The organism is Streptomyces sp. TRM70350 (assembly GCF_019219825.1).
In the GTDB taxonomy this organism is placed as follows: domain Bacteria; phylum Actinomycetota; class Actinomycetes; order Streptomycetales; family Streptomycetaceae; genus Streptomyces.
Genome location: NZ_JAHUXH010000005.1, coordinates 14,422 through 28,446 on the forward strand (window position 1 = coordinate 14,422; position 14,025 = coordinate 28,446).

At 71.7% G+C, this 14,025-nt stretch carries 15 protein-coding genes and 1 pseudogene; 3 read left to right on the forward strand and 13 right to left on the reverse strand.

Going from position 1 to position 14,025, the window contains the following annotated elements; all coding sequences use genetic code 11:
- Nucleotides 1-293 precede the first annotated feature (293 nt).
- The gene (locus KWI83_RS09730) at nt 294-899 is read left to right on the forward strand and encodes an SCO3374 family protein (protein WP_218513918.1); all 606 of its coding nucleotides are present in this window, start codon (nt 294-296) and stop codon (nt 897-899) included.
- Here the strand turns inward: KWI83_RS09730 and KWI83_RS09735 are convergent.
- The 10 genes and pseudogenes from KWI83_RS09735 to KWI83_RS09780 all read right to left on the reverse strand — a co-directional run bounded on the left by KWI83_RS09735 (nt 878) and on the right by KWI83_RS09780 (nt 9,737).
- Entirely contained in the window at nt 878-1,213 is a 336-nt protein-coding gene (locus tag KWI83_RS09735; protein ID WP_218513919.1) for an Lsr2 family protein, read from the reverse strand. The genes KWI83_RS09730 and KWI83_RS09735 overlap by 22 nt on opposite strands.
- Nucleotides 1,214-1,443: 230 nt before the next feature.
- The gene (locus KWI83_RS09740) at nt 1,444-1,992 is read right to left on the reverse strand and encodes an amino-acid N-acetyltransferase (protein WP_218513920.1); all 549 of its coding nucleotides are present in this window, start codon (nt 1,990-1,992) and stop codon (nt 1,444-1,446) included.
- A gap of 467 nt (nt 1,993-2,459) precedes the next feature.
- Nucleotides 2,460-2,832: pseudogene (locus tag KWI83_RS09745) on the reverse strand (BlaI/MecI/CopY family transcriptional regulator); the annotation flags it as partial.
- A 158-nt stretch (nt 2,833-2,990) separates the two neighbouring features.
- Complete coding sequence (locus KWI83_RS09750; RefSeq protein WP_218513921.1) at nt 2,991-3,173, reverse strand: hypothetical protein; 183 nt, start codon at nt 3,171-3,173, stop codon at nt 2,991-2,993.
- An 83-nt stretch (nt 3,174-3,256) separates the two neighbouring features.
- The gene (locus KWI83_RS09755) at nt 3,257-3,916 is read right to left on the reverse strand and encodes a hypothetical protein (protein ID WP_218514185.1); all 660 of its coding nucleotides are present in this window, start codon (nt 3,914-3,916) and stop codon (nt 3,257-3,259) included.
- A gap of 361 nt (nt 3,917-4,277) precedes the next feature.
- On the reverse strand, nt 4,278-5,075 hold the full coding sequence (locus KWI83_RS09760) for a type III pantothenate kinase (protein WP_218513922.1): 798 nt from the start codon (nt 5,073-5,075) through the stop codon (nt 4,278-4,280).
- Between the two features lie 15 nt (nt 5,076-5,090).
- Nucleotides 5,091-6,062, reverse strand: a complete 972-nt coding sequence (nadC, locus tag KWI83_RS09765; RefSeq protein WP_218513923.1) for a carboxylating nicotinate-nucleotide diphosphorylase — start codon at nt 6,060-6,062, stop codon at nt 5,091-5,093.
- 5 nt (nt 6,063-6,067) lie between these two features.
- The gene (locus KWI83_RS09770) at nt 6,068-7,798 is read right to left on the reverse strand and encodes an L-aspartate oxidase (RefSeq protein WP_218513924.1); all 1,731 of its coding nucleotides are present in this window, start codon (nt 7,796-7,798) and stop codon (nt 6,068-6,070) included.
- Nucleotides 7,795-8,808, reverse strand: a complete 1,014-nt coding sequence (gene panC / locus KWI83_RS09775; protein WP_218513925.1) for a pantoate--beta-alanine ligase — start codon at nt 8,806-8,808, stop codon at nt 7,795-7,797. Before panC ends, KWI83_RS09770 begins: the two co-directional genes overlap by 4 nt.
- Nucleotides 8,805-9,737: a Rossmann-like and DUF2520 domain-containing protein gene (locus KWI83_RS09780; RefSeq protein ID WP_218513926.1), complete on the reverse strand. Its 933-nt coding sequence runs from the start codon at nt 9,735-9,737 to the stop codon at nt 8,805-8,807. Before KWI83_RS09780 ends, panC begins: the two co-directional genes overlap by 4 nt.
- A gap of 152 nt (nt 9,738-9,889) precedes the next feature.
- Between KWI83_RS09780 and KWI83_RS09785 the strand changes: the two genes are divergently transcribed.
- Nucleotides 9,890-11,065: a low specificity L-threonine aldolase gene (locus KWI83_RS09785; RefSeq protein ID WP_218513927.1), complete on the forward strand. Its 1,176-nt coding sequence runs from the start codon at nt 9,890-9,892 to the stop codon at nt 11,063-11,065.
- Between the two features lie 69 nt (nt 11,066-11,134).
- On the opposite strand, the gene KWI83_RS09790 is transcribed toward KWI83_RS09785, so the two are convergent.
- Nucleotides 11,135-11,350, reverse strand: a complete 216-nt coding sequence (locus KWI83_RS09790; protein WP_218513928.1) for a hypothetical protein — start codon at nt 11,348-11,350, stop codon at nt 11,135-11,137.
- Nucleotides 11,351-11,541: 191 nt separating this feature from the next.
- Between KWI83_RS09790 and KWI83_RS09795 the strand changes: the two genes are divergently transcribed.
- On the forward strand, nt 11,542-12,648 hold the full coding sequence (locus KWI83_RS09795; protein ID WP_218513929.1) for a DUF5937 family protein: 1,107 nt from the start codon (nt 11,542-11,544) through the stop codon (nt 12,646-12,648).
- Nucleotides 12,649-12,664: 16 nt separating this feature from the next.
- Here KWI83_RS09795 and KWI83_RS09800 read toward each other — a convergent pair whose 3' ends face one another.
- A complete protein-coding gene (locus KWI83_RS09800; protein WP_218513930.1) occupies nt 12,665-13,297 on the reverse strand; it encodes an AAA family ATPase in 633 nt (210 codons plus the stop codon).
- A 33-nt stretch (nt 13,298-13,330) separates the two neighbouring features.
- Nucleotides 13,331-14,002, reverse strand: coding sequence for a response regulator transcription factor (locus tag KWI83_RS09805; protein WP_141315260.1), 672 nt, complete (start codon nt 14,000-14,002; stop codon nt 13,331-13,333).
- Nucleotides 14,003-14,025 lie beyond the last annotated feature (23 nt).

Consider the following 14,025-nt stretch of genomic DNA (forward strand, 5'->3'; position numbering starts at 1 on the left):
CCGATGGTGCGAGACGATGTTCCCGCAGGCCAGGTAGTTACCCCCACCATCAGTACGCCGATGGCGAACGTGAGACGCCCTTCCCTGCGGTTCGCCCCCTCTCACTAGGGATGTCTTACCCGCCGACACGGACAGTCCATGCCGTGCGCCCCCATTCCCTCCGCTACGGGCGAACAACCTTGCGCCACCCCGTACCCCCACACGCCCCCTCTTTCGCCACTCTGCGCATCAGCAGGAACACCCAGCGTAACTCGAACGCCGTTGTGACGGTTGCGCTTGGCATGGTTGGCGCAATGCCCTCGGTCCCGCTCCCACGGCGCCCCCTCGATCCGGACGATCGGGTCAGGCGGTGGTACGAGCACGAACTGGGCTGGCCGACCGTGCCGGGCACCCCGCTCCACCTGTCGGTGGGCGCCCGCTTCGATGTCCTGGACGTACCGGCCGAGGCGGGCCTCGCGGGCCTGCGGCATCTTGTGACGGGCTCTCCGGTGGCCGTCCAGGGTGACCGGATGCGGCTGCTGGTGGCGCCGGGGAGCGCGGAGGAGTTGCCGGGAGTGCTGGACTGGCTGGAGTGGGGCGGCCTGCCGCTGGATCTGCGGGTCATCGGCGGGACGGGCGAGGATGGCGGGAGCGGGGCGATGGAGGCTCCCATGCCGCCGGGGGATGCCGCGGTCGGCTGGGCCTGGGCATCCGCAGAGAGCGGCTCTCTTCAGGGGGCCGCCGTGTGGCTGCGGCCCCCCGAACCGGGGTGCGAGGTCGAGGCCTCGCTGCCGACGTTGTCGGCCATGGGGGGCGTTGGGGGCGCCCCCGATCTCGTACGGCTGGTGGACACGGTGGCGACTCACTGCCACCGAATCCGGCTGCGACGCGCGTGCGCTCAGGCGTTGGCCTTCTCGTAGGCCTCACGAATGGACGCGGGAACACGGCCACGGTCGTTGACCTCGTAACCGTTCTCCTTCGCCCACGCACGGATCGCAGCGGTGTCCTGGCTGCCGCCGGACGCGGCACGCGCCTTTCCACGCCCACCGGAAGCACGGCCACCGGTACGCCGACCGCCCTTCACATAGGGCTCAAGAAGGCTGCGCAACTTGTCCGCATTGGCGGTCGTGAGATCGATCTCGTACGTCTTGCCGTCCAGCGCGAACGTCACCGTCTCGTCCGCCTCGCCGCCGTCGAGGTCGTCGACAAGAAGGACCTGAACCTTCTGTGCCACCGGATTTCCTTTCATCGATAACGTTGAGGGCCGGGGGTCTGCGGCGTCCGCCGTTTCGCCGCCCCCTGTTATATGCAGTACTGCAGTACGTCGGAAAGCAAACCGCTTTTGCCGGAAAAACACAAACCCCCGGGAGAGGCCGACAGACGGGTCCCCGCCCGGAAACATGCGCGTTTCGGACATAGGGAACCTGGGCAGCGGGCTCGGGCGGAATACTCGGGCACCCCCGATCACAGATGCAGAAGCATCCGGCTGTTACCCAAGGTGTTCGGTTTCACTCGTTCGAGACCCAGGAACTCCGCGACGCCCTCGTCATAGGAACGCAGCAGCTCCGCGTAGACATCGGTGTCGACCGGTGTCTCACCGATCTCCACGAAGCCGTGCCTGCCGAAGAAGTCGACTTCGAAGGTCAGACAGAAAACCCGGCGAACACCCAGCCAGCGTGCGGTCTGCAGCAACTTCTCCAGCAACTGATGGCCGACGCCGGCGCCCTTGAGGCCGGGCTTCACGGCGAGAGTGCGGACTTCCGCGAGGTCTTCCCACATCACGTGCAGTGCGCCGCAGCCGACGACCTCGGCGTTGTCGTCACGTTCCGCGACCCAGAACTCCTGGATGTCCTCGTAAAGCGTCACCGTCGCTTTGTCGAGCAGGATGCCGTCGCGGACGTAGGCGTCCAGCAGTCGACGGACGGCGGGGACATCGCTGGTCCGGGCCCGGCGGACAGTGATGGCTTTAGCGGTGACTTCGGGGTTCTCGGCGGAGGGGGTCGCTGCGGACATGAGCGGACGCTATCGCCCGGGGGCCTCCGGGGCGGAGCCGGGGTTGTCGGCGGGGTTGTCCGTGGGAGTGCGGGCTGGGTTCTCGGCGGGGTTGTCCGTGGGAGTGCGGGCTGGGTTCTCGGCGGGGTTGTCCGTGGGAGTGCGGGCGGGGTTCTCGGCGGGGTTGTCCGTGGGAGTGCGGGCTGGGTTCTCGGCGGGGTTGTCCGTGGGAGTGCGGGCTGGGTTCTCGGCGGGGTTGTCCGTGGGAGTGCGGGCTGGGTTCTCGGCGGGGTTGTCCGTGGGAGTGCGGGCGGGGTTGTCGGGTGCGTTGTCGGGTGCGTTGTCGGTGGGGTTCTCGCCGTGGGTATCCGGGCGGGTATTCGGGGGTTCGGCTTGGGTCGGTTCGGCGCGTTCGGCTCGTTCGGCTCGTTCGGCGCTCTTGACGGGCTCGGCCCGCTCGGCAGGGTGGCTGCGGGGCGGCGCTTCGGGTTCGGGGGATTCCGGGATGCCTACGATGCGTGCCGCGTCCCGCAGGGCCTGGCGCTGTTCCTCGCTCATCATGCCGAAGAAGGCGACGAGGGCGGCGGCGGGGTTGTCGCTCTGTGACCAGGCATCGTTCATCAGGGCTGCGGCGTAGGCGGCCCGGGTGGAGACGGCCTCATATCGATAGGCCCGGCCTTCCGCCTCGCGGCGCACCCAGCCCTTCTGGTGGAGATTGTCCAAAACGGTCATCACCGTGGTGTAGGCGATGGACCGTTCCTGTTGAAGATCTTCCAGAACTTCTCGAACGGTCACCGGGCGGTTCCACTTCCACACCCGCGTCATGACCGCGTCTTCGAGTTCTCCCAATGGGCGAGGCACAGTTCAGCACAATAGTGGGAGATCTGGGTTATGGCCTGCCAGGCGGGCATTTTTCTTGGCAAGCAGGAACAAAAAGGGCGTACGACCCAGGGGGAGTCGTACGCCGATGCTGAGTCCGCTGTGGGCTCTGGGGCCGCTGGGGCTCCTGAAGCGCCTTGTCAGGCGTCGGGAGTGGTCACGGAGGGCGGGCGGGTGCCCTCCGCGCGAGTGAGGGCGGCGTCGACGGCCGCGTCCTCCTTGGCCTTGTTGGCGCCGCCCTGGGACTTCACGATCACCCGGATGACGGCGATGAAGAGCACGGCCATGACGACCGGGGGGAGAAGCGCGGAGACGTAGTCCATGAGTCCAGGGTAGTGGTGAGGGGTTGGGGGGTTTGTTCGGGGCTGCGCCTCACTGAAGCCTGGCGGGAGGCGGGGGGCTGGGGTCAGACGGCCGCGAGGTGCCGTGGGGGGTTTGCGGGGGGCTGGGGTGGTTTGCGGCGGGGGAAGACCTCGCCCGGGGTGGGGATGGGGCGGCGGGTGGGCTTCGGGGCGGCGGGCGTGGGGGCGGGGGCGGGGGTCGGCTTTTCGGACGGCTGCTTCTCGGGTTTGGGGTCCGGTTTCGCGGCGGGGTCCTCCGCGGAGTGGGTGCGGCCGCCGGGGAGGGCGAGGAGGTGGGTGCGGGAGGCCGGGACGACGGGGGCGAGGGTTGCGGCGCGGGGTGCGGTGGTGGCGCTGCAGGCCAGGCGGGTGCGTACGTCCTCTTCGGCGAGGATCTGGCAGCGGTCGAGGAGGGGGGCGGCGGTGGGGTTGCCGCGGAGGGCCCGGAGGGCGGCCAGATCGTCGGGGTGGGGGCGGTATCCGGCGCGCAGCGCCTCGTCCAGGAGCGTGAGGTAGCCGGTTGTGCTGCCGGGGAGGGCGGCGCGGTAGCGGGCGAGGTCGGCCACGAGGAAGGCCCGCAGGCGGGCGCCCTCACGCATCGCCTCGTCGAGCGACTCGGCCAGGCGGTGGCAGTCCTGGACGTCCTCGGCCGAGGCCTGGCCGGGGTGGAGGGCGAGGGCGAGAGCGCGGCGGAGCACACGCAGCTCCGCCACACCGAACGCCATGCCGCCGCGGGATCCGTATGGCGTGGGCATGGGGTGACGATACGCGCTAATCAGACAAAACCAGGAGATAGGGGGCGGGTGTGGCGTGGGGTGCACTCGGGTGGGCGGTGGGATGCCTGCGGCGGCCTGTGCGGGTGAGTGCGTGGTTGCGGTAGCGCCTGGTGCCGGGTGGTGGGTCGGGGCCGCGCCGGGGGGTGTCCGTCCTCGGAACGGCGCGGAATCGGTCTCTTACCAACTTGCCCGTGTTGACGCGCCAACCGCTGCGGGCGGACACCCCCCGACACGTCCCCTTCCGTGCGTACGCGAGTGCCGCCATCGCCGTGGTGGCGGGCGCGGCGGCACCCCGTTGTGCTGGGGTTCGTCACATGCGGGAGACGTTGCGCTCGTACACCAGTCGTAGGCCGATCAGGGTCAGCCACGGCTCGTGTTCGTCGATGACCGAGGATTCGCCGAGGACCATGGGGGCCAGGCCGCCGGTTGCGATCACGGTGACGGCGTCGGGGTCGGCGGCCAGTTCCCGGGCCATGCGGTTGACGACTCCGTCGACCTGGCCTGCGAAGCCGTAGACGATGCCTGACTGCATGGCCTCGACGGTGTTCTTGCCGATCACGCTGCGCGGGCGGGCCACCTCGATCTTGCGGAGTTGGGCGCCCTTGACGCCGAGGGCCTCCACCGAGATCTCGATGCCGGGGGCGATGACACCGCCGACGTACTCCCCGCGCGCGCTCACCGCGTCGAACGTCGTCGCCGTGCCGAAGTCGACGACGATCGCCGGGCCGCCGAACAGCTCGACCGCCGCCACCGCGTTGATGATGCGGTCGGCGCCCACTTCCTTGGGGTTGTCGGTGAGGATCGGGACGCCCGTCTTGACGCCGGGTTCGACCAGGACGGCGGGGACGTCGCCGTAGTAGCGGCGGGTCACCTCGCGGAGTTCGTGGAGGACGGAGGGGACCGTCGCGCAGATCGCGATGCCGTCGATGCCGTCGCCCAGGTCGTCGCCGAGGAGGGGGTGCATCCCCATCAGGCCCTGGAGGAGTACCGCCAGCTCGTCGGCCGTGCGGCGGGCGTCCGTGGAGATGCGCCAGTGTTCGACGATGTCGTCGCCGTCGAAGAGGCCGAGGACGGTGTGGGTGTTGCCTACGTCGATCGTCAGCAGCATGCCGGTTCCCGCTCCCTACTCCGCCGCTCGCAGATCCAGGCCGATGTCCAGGATCGGGGAGGAGTGCGTCAGGGCGCCAACGGCCAGGTAGTCGACGCCCGTCTCGGCGTATGCCCTGGCGTTGGCGAGGGTCAGGCGGCCGCTGGCCTCCAGCGCCGCTCGGCCGTGGACCAGGGCCACCGCTTCCTCGCACTCGCCCGGCGTGAAGTTGTCCAGGAGGATCAGGTCGGCACCCGCGTCCACGGCCTCGCGGAGCTGGTGCAGGGTGTCGGCCTCGACCTCGATCGGTACGTCCGGGAAGGCCTCTCGTACGGCCTTGAAGGCCTGGGCGACGCCGCCTGCCGCCACCACGTGGTTGTCCTTGACCAGGGCCGCGTCGGAGAGGGACATGCGGTGGTTGAGGCCGCCGCCGCAGCGGACCGCGAATTTTTCGAGCGAGCGCAGGCCCGGGGTCGTCTTGCGGGTGTCGCGGACCTTTGCCTTCGTGCCTTCCAGGAGTTCCGCCCACGCGCGCGTGGCCGTCGCGATGCCCGAGAGGCGGCAGAGGAGGTTGAGTGCGCTGCGTTCGGCGGTGAGGAGGTCCCGGGTGCGGGTGGTGATGGAGAGGAGTTTTTGGCCCTCGGTGACGCGGTCGCCGTCCTCTACGTGTCGTTCGACTTCGAATTCGTCTGCGCAGACGATCGACATGACCGCTTCGGCGACCCTGAGGCCCGCCACGACGCCCGCCTCGCGGGCCACGAAGTCGGCCGTCGCCACCGCGTCCTCGGGGATGGTCGCGACCGTCGTCACGTCCACGCCGCCCGCGAGATCCTCCTGAATGGCCAGGTTGGCGATGTCCTCGACCTCCACGGGGTCGAGTCCGGCGTCGGCCAGGAGCTGGGCGAGTGCGGGGTCGAGGCCGCACTCCAGGTATGCCTCGTCGGCGCCGCAGGCGCAGCCGTCACCGCAGCCGTCGGACGGGGCGAGGGGAAGGTCGGGGGTGCTCACTGCTGTCACTGCTCCTGGGGACGGTGCGCCGGGTGGTGCTGCCGGGTTGGGGGGAAGTCTGCGGTATCGGTGGTGCGCACGGCGAGTGTGCGGTCCGGATTCAGCCGTACGACGATGTGGCGGCGCCATGCGGCGTCGTCGCGGTCGGGGTGGTCCTCGCGCCAGTGGCAGCCGCGGGTCTCGTCGCGGAGCTGAGCCGCCGCGACCAGGACGCGGGCCACGCACAGGAGGTTCGTGGTCTCCCAGGTGTCGACGCCGGGCTCGGCCGTCTTGCCGTTCTCGTGCAGGGCGTCGCGGGCGTCGGCGTGCAGTTGGTGGAGTTGTTCTGCGGCCTTGGTGAGGGAGTCGGCTGAGCGCAGGACTCCGGCGCCCTCGGTCATGATCCGCTGGATGGTGAAGCGGTCCTCGGGGGCGAGGAGGGGGTGCGCGGGCTGCTCGGGGTGCGCGACCGGGGCGGGCACGCGCGCGTGGAGGCCGCTGTGGCGGTGGGTCACGGCGATGTCGTGGGCGATGCGCTCGGCGTAGACCAGGCCTTCGAGGAGGCTGTTGGAGGCGAGCCGGTTGGCGCCGTGCACGCCGCTGCAGGCGACCTCCCCGCACGCGTACAGGCCGGGGACGGTGGTACGGCCGTGGGAGTCCGTGCGGACGCCGCCGGAGGCGTAGTGGGCCGCCGGGGCGATCGGGATCGGTTCGTGGACGGGGTCGATGCCGTGCGCGCGGCAGGCGGCGAGGATCGTCGGGAAGCGGTGCTCCCACATGTCCGCGCCGAAGTGCCGGGCGTCGAGGAACATGTGCTCGGCGTCCTGCTCCTGCATGCGCCGCATGATGCCCTTGGCGACGATGTCCCGGGGGGCCAGTTCGGCGAGCTCGTGCTGCCCCTGCATGAAGCGCACACCGTCGGCGTCCACCAGGTGGGCGCCCTCACCTCGTACGGCCTCGGAGACCAGGGGCTGCTGGCCCTCCGCGTCCGGGCCGAGGAACAGCACCGTCGGGTGGAACTGGACGAATTCGAGGTCGCTGACCTCGGCACCCGCGCGCAGGGCGAGGGCCACGCCGTCGCCCGTGGAGACCGAGGGGTTGGTCGTCGCCGAGAAGACCTGGCCCATGCCGCCGGTCGCGAGGACCACCGCGGGGGCGTGCACCGCACCCACCCCGTCGTGCTGGCCCTCGCCCATGACGTGCAGGGTGACGCCCGCCGTGCGGCCGTCGGCGTCCGTGAGGAGGTCCAGGACCAGGGCGTTCTCGATCGTGCGCAGGCCACGCGCGCGTACCGCCTCCACGAGGGCGCGGGAGATCTCCGCGCCGGTCGCGTCGCCGCCGGCGTGGGCGATACGGCGGCGGTGGTGGCCGCCCTCACGGGTGAGCGCCAGTTCGCCCTCGGTGGACTCGTCGAAGTGCGCGCCGGTCTCGATCAGGCGGCGTACGGCGTCGGGGCCCTCCGTGACGAGGATCCGTACCGCCTCCACGTCGCACAGACCGGCCCCGGCGACCAGGGTGTCGTCCAGGTGCTGTTCGGGGCTGTCGCCCTCGCCCAGGGCCGCGGCGATGCCGCCCTGCGCCCAGCGGGTGGAGCCGTCGTCGAGGCGCGCCTTGGTGACGACGACCGTCCGCAGGCCAGCGGCCTCGCAGCGCAGCGCGGCGGTGAGACCGGCGACGCCGGAGCCGACGACCACCACGTCCGCGGCGATGGACCAGCCCGGGGCGGGGGCGTGCAGTCGTATGCCTGTGCTGGTCACGAGGCGGCTCCGAAGGTGAGGGGGATGTTGTCGATCAGCCGGGTCGTGCCGACCTTGGCGGCGACGGCGAGGACGGCCTCTCCCGCGAAGTCGTCGTCGATCTCGGTGAAGTCGTCGGGGTCCACCAGGGCCAGGTAGTCCAGCACCAGGGGCGGGGCGAGGCGGGCGGCCTCGTCGAGGACCAGGCGGGCGGCGGCGCGGACGGCGGACGGGCCGCCGGGGACCGCCTTGGCGACGGCGTGCGCGTCGGCGGCGGCGCGGGACTCGCCGATGGCGCTCAGCGCCTCGGCACGCGCGCGTGTGGAGGGCACCTCACGCGCCCGCGCGCGCAGTGCCTCCAGCGCGGCGTGCCGGTCGCGGCCCGCGAACAGCGCGCGGGACAGCGCGAGCGCCGTGCGTCGCTCCTGGGGCGAGAGGTAGCGGTTGCGGCTGGACAGGGCCAGGCCGTCGTCCTCCCGTACGGTCGGTACGCCGACGATCTCGACGCCGAAGTTCAGGTCCCGCACCATGCGGCGGATCAGGGCGAGCTGCTGGGCGTCCTTCTGCCCGAAGAAGGCCACGTCGGGGCGGGTGAGGTGGAGCAGCTTGGCGACGACCGTGAGCACGCCGTCGAAGTGGCCGGGGCGGGAGGCGCCCTCCAGGCGCTCCCCCATGGGACCCGCGGTGATGCGCACCTGGGGCTCGCCGCCCGGGTAGACCTCGTCCACGGCCGGGGCGAAGACGACGTCCGCGCCGGCCTGCTCGGCGATCTTGAGGTCGGCCTCCAGGGTGCGCGGGTAGCGGTCGAGGTCCTCGCCCTTGCCGAACTGCAGCGGGTTGACGAAGACCGTGACGACGACGAAGCCGTCCCGTCCGACATGCCCGCGCGCGGCGCGGATGAGGGTGGCGTGGCCGTCGTGCAGGGCGCCCATCGTCATCACCACGGCGGTGCGGCCGGGTACGGCGTGGTGTTCGCGCACGAACGTCAGGTCGGCCGGGGTGGGGACGAGTTCGAAGCTGCGGCGGCTCATCGGTCTTCCCCGTTCTCGGGCAGAGTCGTGTCGGCGGCGAGTACCCCCAGCAGGTCCTCGGCGAGTTCGGGCTTCAGCAGCCCGTGGGCGAGCGCCCGGTCGGCGGTCGCGCGCGCCATCGCCAGATAGCCGGCGACGGCCTGCGGGGCGTGCCGGCGCAGCTCCGTGACGTGCGCGGCGACCGTACCGGCGTCCCCGCGCGCGACGGGGCCGGTCAGGGCCGCGTCGCCGGAGCGCAGCGCGTTGTCGAGGGCGGCGCCGAGCAGCGGGCCGAGCATCCGGTCGGGGGCCTCGACGCCGGCCGTGCGCAGCAGCTCCATGGACTGGGCGACCAGCGTCACCAGGTGGTTGGCACCCAGGGCGAGCGCCGCGTGGTAGAGCGGGCGGTTCTCCTCGGCGATCCACTCGGGCTCGCCGCCCATCTCGATGACGAGTGCCTCGGCGGCCAGCCGCAGCTCCTCGGGGGCGGTGACTCCGAAGGAGCACCCTGCGAGGCGCTGGACGTCCACCGGGGTCCCGGTGAACGTCATCGCGGGGTGCAGCGCCAGCGGCAGTCCGCCGGCGCGCAGGGCGGGCTCCAGGACGTTCGCCCCGTAGCGGCCGGAGGTGTGCACCAGCAGTTGCCCCGGCCGTACGGCCCCGGTGGTGGCGAGGCCCTCGACGAGGCCGGGCAGGGTGTCGTCCGGGACGGTCAGCAGGACCAGGTCGGCGCGCTGGAGCACCTCGGCGGGCGGGACGACCGGCACGTCCGGCAGCAGCAGCGCGGCCCGCCTCCGGGAGGCGTCGGAGACGGCGGAGACGGCCACCGGGCGGTGTCCGGCGAGCTGGAGGGACGCGGCGAGGGCGGGGCCCACCCGACCGGCGCCGACGACGCCGACGGTGAGCCGCGCGGGGCGGTCCCTGGGATCTGGCTGTTGGCTTGTACTCACGCGACGGCGGCCTTCCCGTTCCAGTCCGCTCGGGGTACCGGACGATTTCTCGTCATGTTAACGCGATTGGTTCTGGGGGCGTTCGGTTGTCCACAGGCTGTGGGTGGTGAAATCCGGTAGGCAGCGCGCCACGCGCCCGGCATGATCCAGGCATGGCTGAGACGGTGGAGCAGGACGCGCGGGAACCGGTGGCGTCGGTCGAGGAGCAGCGCAAGCAACGCTTCGAGCGGCGCAAGGCGGCGTATCGGGGCGCGCGGCGGGTGCTCGCGCGCTCCAGCATCGGGACGCTCCGGGAGCGCCTGGCGGTGCTGCAGACCGCCGAGGAGCTGTACGACCTGGACGAGACGGCGGACCTGTACGGCAACGGCATCGTGGAGGCCCTGGAGACGAAGGCCGCCGGACTGCTCGGCACCGAGGCCGCGGCGTTCTTCCCGACCGGCACGATGGCCCAGCAGGTGGCGCTGCGCTGCTGGGCGGGCCGCACCGGCAACCCGACGGTCGCCCTGCATCCGCTCGCCCACCCCGAAGTGCATGAACGCCACGCGTTCACGCAGGTCAGTGGCCTGCGCCCGGTACGTCTGAGCAGCGAGCCACGGCTGCCGACCGCCGCCGAGATCCGGGACTTCGAGGAGCCGTTCGGTGCGCTGATGCTGGAACTGCCGCTCCGGGACGCCGGGTTCGTCCTGCCCTCCTGGAAGGAGCTCACCGAGGTGGTGGAGGCGGCGCGGGAGCGCGACGCGGTGGTGCATTTCGACGGCGCGCGCCTGTGGGAGACCACCGTCCATTTCGGCCGCCCCCTGCACGAGATCGCGGCCCTCGCGGACAGCGTGTACGTGTCGTTCTACAAGTCCCTCAACGGCTTCGGCGGCGCGGCGCTCGCCGGACCGAGGACGCTGGTGGAGGAGGCGAAGACCTGGCGGCACCGGTACGGCGGTCAGGTGTTCCAGCAGTTCCCGACCGTGCTCTCCGCACTCGCCGGGCTGGAGCGGGAGCTGCCCCGGCTCCCCGACTACGTGCGGCACGCGCGCGTGGTGGCCGCCGCGCTGCGCGAGGGCTTCGCGGCGGCCGGCGTGCCCTGGGCGCGCGTCCACCCCGAGGAACCGCACACCAACGAGTTCCAGGTCTGGCTGCCGTACGACGCCGACGCGGTCGCCGAGGCGGCGGTCCGGCAGGCGGAGGAGACCGGAACCCTGCTCTTCGCCCGCCCTTGGGACGCCCCGGGGCCGGGCCTCGCCGTCACGGAGATCGACGTACGGGCCGCGGGCCTGGAGTGGACGGCGGAGGATGTGAAGGCGGCGGTCGCGGAGTTCGTCTCGCGGCTGCCGTAAGGATCAGGCCCGCCTGCGGCCCGGCTGCCGGAAGAATCAGGCCCGCCTGCGGCCCGGCTGCCGTAAGGATCAGCTCGTTGCCCGTCGCCCTGGATCGAGCCACCGGCCCAGGGACTGTCGTAGCCGCCCATGGGCCGGGCGATCGGCGAGCACCGCGCGGAACTCACGCCGGTCGCGCCACTCGCGCACGACCTGCCAGTCCTGGGCGCCGGGGGCGGGCGGGGCGGGTTCGCCGAGGTGCTGGGCGCGGTAGGCGTCGAGGAGGTGCTGCTGGGTGATGCTCATGGCGGTTCGCCTTCTTCGGAACGTGGTCGAGAACAGCGGACGTGGTCGAGAAGCAGGAGTCGGAAATCCGGAAGGCTCCGCGGCTGCCCCGGTGACCCCAGGCTGCGTCGCCCCGGCGGGCGGCGCGCGTGGATTGACGTCCGGCGTCAATCGGGGGCGGCGTTGTCAGTGGCGGGGCGCACCATGGCGTCATGAGCGTGAGCATCGACATCGCGGGGCTGCGGCCGGAGAGGGTCGCCGTCGTGCCCTCGCCCCTCACCGAGCTCGGCATGGCGCTGCACGCGCTGTCCGAGCCGGGGCACCATCCCGGCCTGCAGGGCTGGGTGACCGGCGTGACCGCCCGCCTCGACTCGCATCTGGCCGACCGCATGTGCGAGGCCGACTTCCTGTGGCGGACGACGTTCTCGGACCTCTTCATGCCGTTCGCGGGCATCCCGGGCCGCAGCACCCTGCCCGGGGCGACGCTCGCCGAGGACATGGATCTGCTGGACAAGCTGTCGGACGAGCAGTTCGCGGACTCGGCGCTGGAGTTCACCTGCGCGCCCGACTACGACCTGCCGGGCAGCGGCGTCCTCGCCGACCCGGGCCTGCGCCGCCGCGCCCTCGACCTGGCGGCGTCGCGGGGACCACGCCAGGTGCGGTTCACCAAGCGGCTGCTCGCCGATCCGCCACGCGTGCGTGCCTGGCTGCGGCAGTTCCTGCAGGACTGCGACGAGGCCTTCTTCAGCGACGTCTGGGCCAGGGTGCGCCACCCCCTCGCCGCGGACGCGCGGCACAAGACGGAGCTTCTGCGGCGCAAGGGCCTCGGCGAGGCGCTGGCCTCCGTGTCGTCCGCCGTGACGCTGGACGGGGACGGCACCCGGATCACCGTGGACAAGCTGGCCCAGGGGCGTACGACGACCGCTGACGGCGGTCTGCTGCTCATACCGACGAGCCTCGGCTGGCCCCACCTGATGGTGCTGCACCGGTACGGCTGGCAGCCGGTCCTGCACTACCCGGTGAGCTCCCAGGAGCTGGCCTCGCCGCCGTCGGTCGAGCAGCTCACCCTGCGGATGACGGCCCTGTCCCACCCCCTGCGGATGCGTATCTGCCGCCATCTGGCCCGCAGCTCGTTCACCACCAGCGAGCTCGCCACGGCCCACGGCGTGACGGCGCCGGAGATATCCCGGCACCTGAGCGTGCTGAAGAAGGCGGGCCTGATCATCACGCGCCGCCGCGGGCGGTACGTGCTGCACCAGCTGGACGTGACGGTGGTGGCCCGGCTGGGCAGCGACTTCCTGGAGGGGATCCTGCGCTGACCGAGGTCCGGGGGCATCAGTCGAACCGCATGTGCCTGATCCCCACCCGAGCCTGCCTGATGCGCGTCCGCAGCGCCCCCTCGTTGTTCGGCCGGAGGGTCAGCCCGGCGAGCACGGCGATCCGGTCCGCCGTCTTCGGCACCGTCGAGTGGTCGGTCCACAGATGCTCGGCGAACTCCGGCTCGCGCAACCGCTCCAGACAGTGGTCGAGCTGCCGCACGGCCCAACTCTCCCTGCGCAGCCCGGCGTTCTTCCCGCCGACGTGCTGAAGGAGGTGCCCCAGACTCCGCTCACGCAGCCGTTCCAGGACGGTCTCGCGTTCCGCGAGGAGGGTGAAGTGCCGTACGTCGTGGCCGAGTTCACGCAGCCGGCCGACGGTCTCCTCGAAGTAGCCCGAGTCGGTGACCGTCATCGGCGCGATGACGACGCCGTCGTGCTGGGTGAGGGCGAGGTCGAGGACCTCGACGACGCCCTGCCGCCAGGAGACCAGGTCCTGGAAGTTGTCCCGCAGTGCGGGCGGGAGCATGCGGCGCAGGCCGAAGCCCGCGTGCTCCGGGTCGCAGATGACGCTGCCGGGCAGCCGGCGCTGTATCTCATGCGCGGTCTGTGTCTTGCCGCCCCCGAAGGGGCCGTTGATCCACAGGAGCATGCGCCGACCCTACCGACGCCAGAGCGCGGCCCGTCAGCCGTGACCCCCGGCCCGCACGAGCCCCGTCTCGTACGCCAGGACCACCACCTGCACCCGGTCCCGCAGCCCGAGCTTGGTCAGGATGCGGCCCACGTGGGTCTTCACCGTCGCCTCGGACAGCACCAGCCGGGCCGCGATCTCCCCGTTGGACAGGCCCTGGGCGACCAGCACCATGACCTCGCGCTCCCGGTCGGTGAGCCGCTCCAGTTCCTTGTGCTGGGGCTCCTTGCCCGCGCTGGGCAGCATCGGCGCGAACCGGTCGAGGAGGCGCCGGGTCGTCGACGGGGCCACCACGGCGTCGCCGCTGTGCACGGAACGGATGGCCGCGAGGAGTTCGCCGGGCGGCACGTCCTTGAGCATGAAGCCGGAGGCGCCCGCCTTGAGCGCGGAGAAGGCGTATTCGTCGAGGTCGAAGGTGGTCAGGATCAGCACCTTCGGCGGGTTCGGGTCCGCACAGATCCGGCGGGTGGCCTCCACCCCGTCCAGCTTGGGCATGCGGACGTCCATCAGCACCACGTCGACCTCGGTCGAGCGCAGCACCTGCAGGGCCTCGACGCCGTCGCCCGCCTCGGCCACGACCTCCATGTCCGGTTGCGCGGCGAGGACCATCCGGAACCCGGTGCGCAGCAGCACCTGGTCGTCGACGAGCATCACGCGGATCGTCATGGGGGCCTCTTCCATGTGCGTTC

Bases quoted from the DNA above. Each gene is read 5' to 3' on its own strand.
- KWI83_RS09730 (WP_218513918.1), top strand. From the start codon at position 294: ATGCCCTCGGTCCCGCTCCCACGGCGCCCCCTCGATCCGGACGATCGG.
- KWI83_RS09740 (WP_218513920.1), bottom strand. From the start codon at position 1,992: ATGTCCGCAGCGACCCCCTCCGCCGAGAACCCCGAAGTCACCGCTAAA.
- KWI83_RS09750 (WP_218513921.1), bottom strand. From the start codon at position 3,173: ATGGACTACGTCTCCGCGCTTCTCCCCCCGGTCGTCATGGCCGTGCTC.
- KWI83_RS09755 (WP_218514185.1), bottom strand. From the start codon at position 3,916: ATGGCGTTCGGTGTGGCGGAGCTGCGTGTGCTCCGCCGCGCTCTCGCC.
- KWI83_RS09760 (WP_218513922.1), bottom strand. From the start codon at position 5,075: ATGCTGCTGACGATCGACGTAGGCAACACCCACACCGTCCTCGGCCTC.
- panC (WP_218513925.1), bottom strand. From the start codon at position 8,808: ATGAGCCGCCGCAGCTTCGAACTCGTCCCCACCCCGGCCGACCTGACG.
- KWI83_RS09785 (WP_218513927.1), top strand. From the start codon at position 9,890: ATGGCTGAGACGGTGGAGCAGGACGCGCGGGAACCGGTGGCGTCGGTC.
- KWI83_RS09790 (WP_218513928.1), bottom strand. From the start codon at position 11,350: ATGAGCATCACCCAGCAGCACCTCCTCGACGCCTACCGCGCCCAGCAC.
- KWI83_RS09795 (WP_218513929.1), top strand. From the start codon at position 11,542: ATGAGCGTGAGCATCGACATCGCGGGGCTGCGGCCGGAGAGGGTCGCC.
- KWI83_RS09800 (WP_218513930.1), bottom strand. From the start codon at position 13,297: ATGCTCCTGTGGATCAACGGCCCCTTCGGGGGCGGCAAGACACAGACC.
- KWI83_RS09805 (WP_141315260.1), bottom strand. From the start codon at position 14,002: ATGACGATCCGCGTGATGCTCGTCGACGACCAGGTGCTGCTGCGCACC.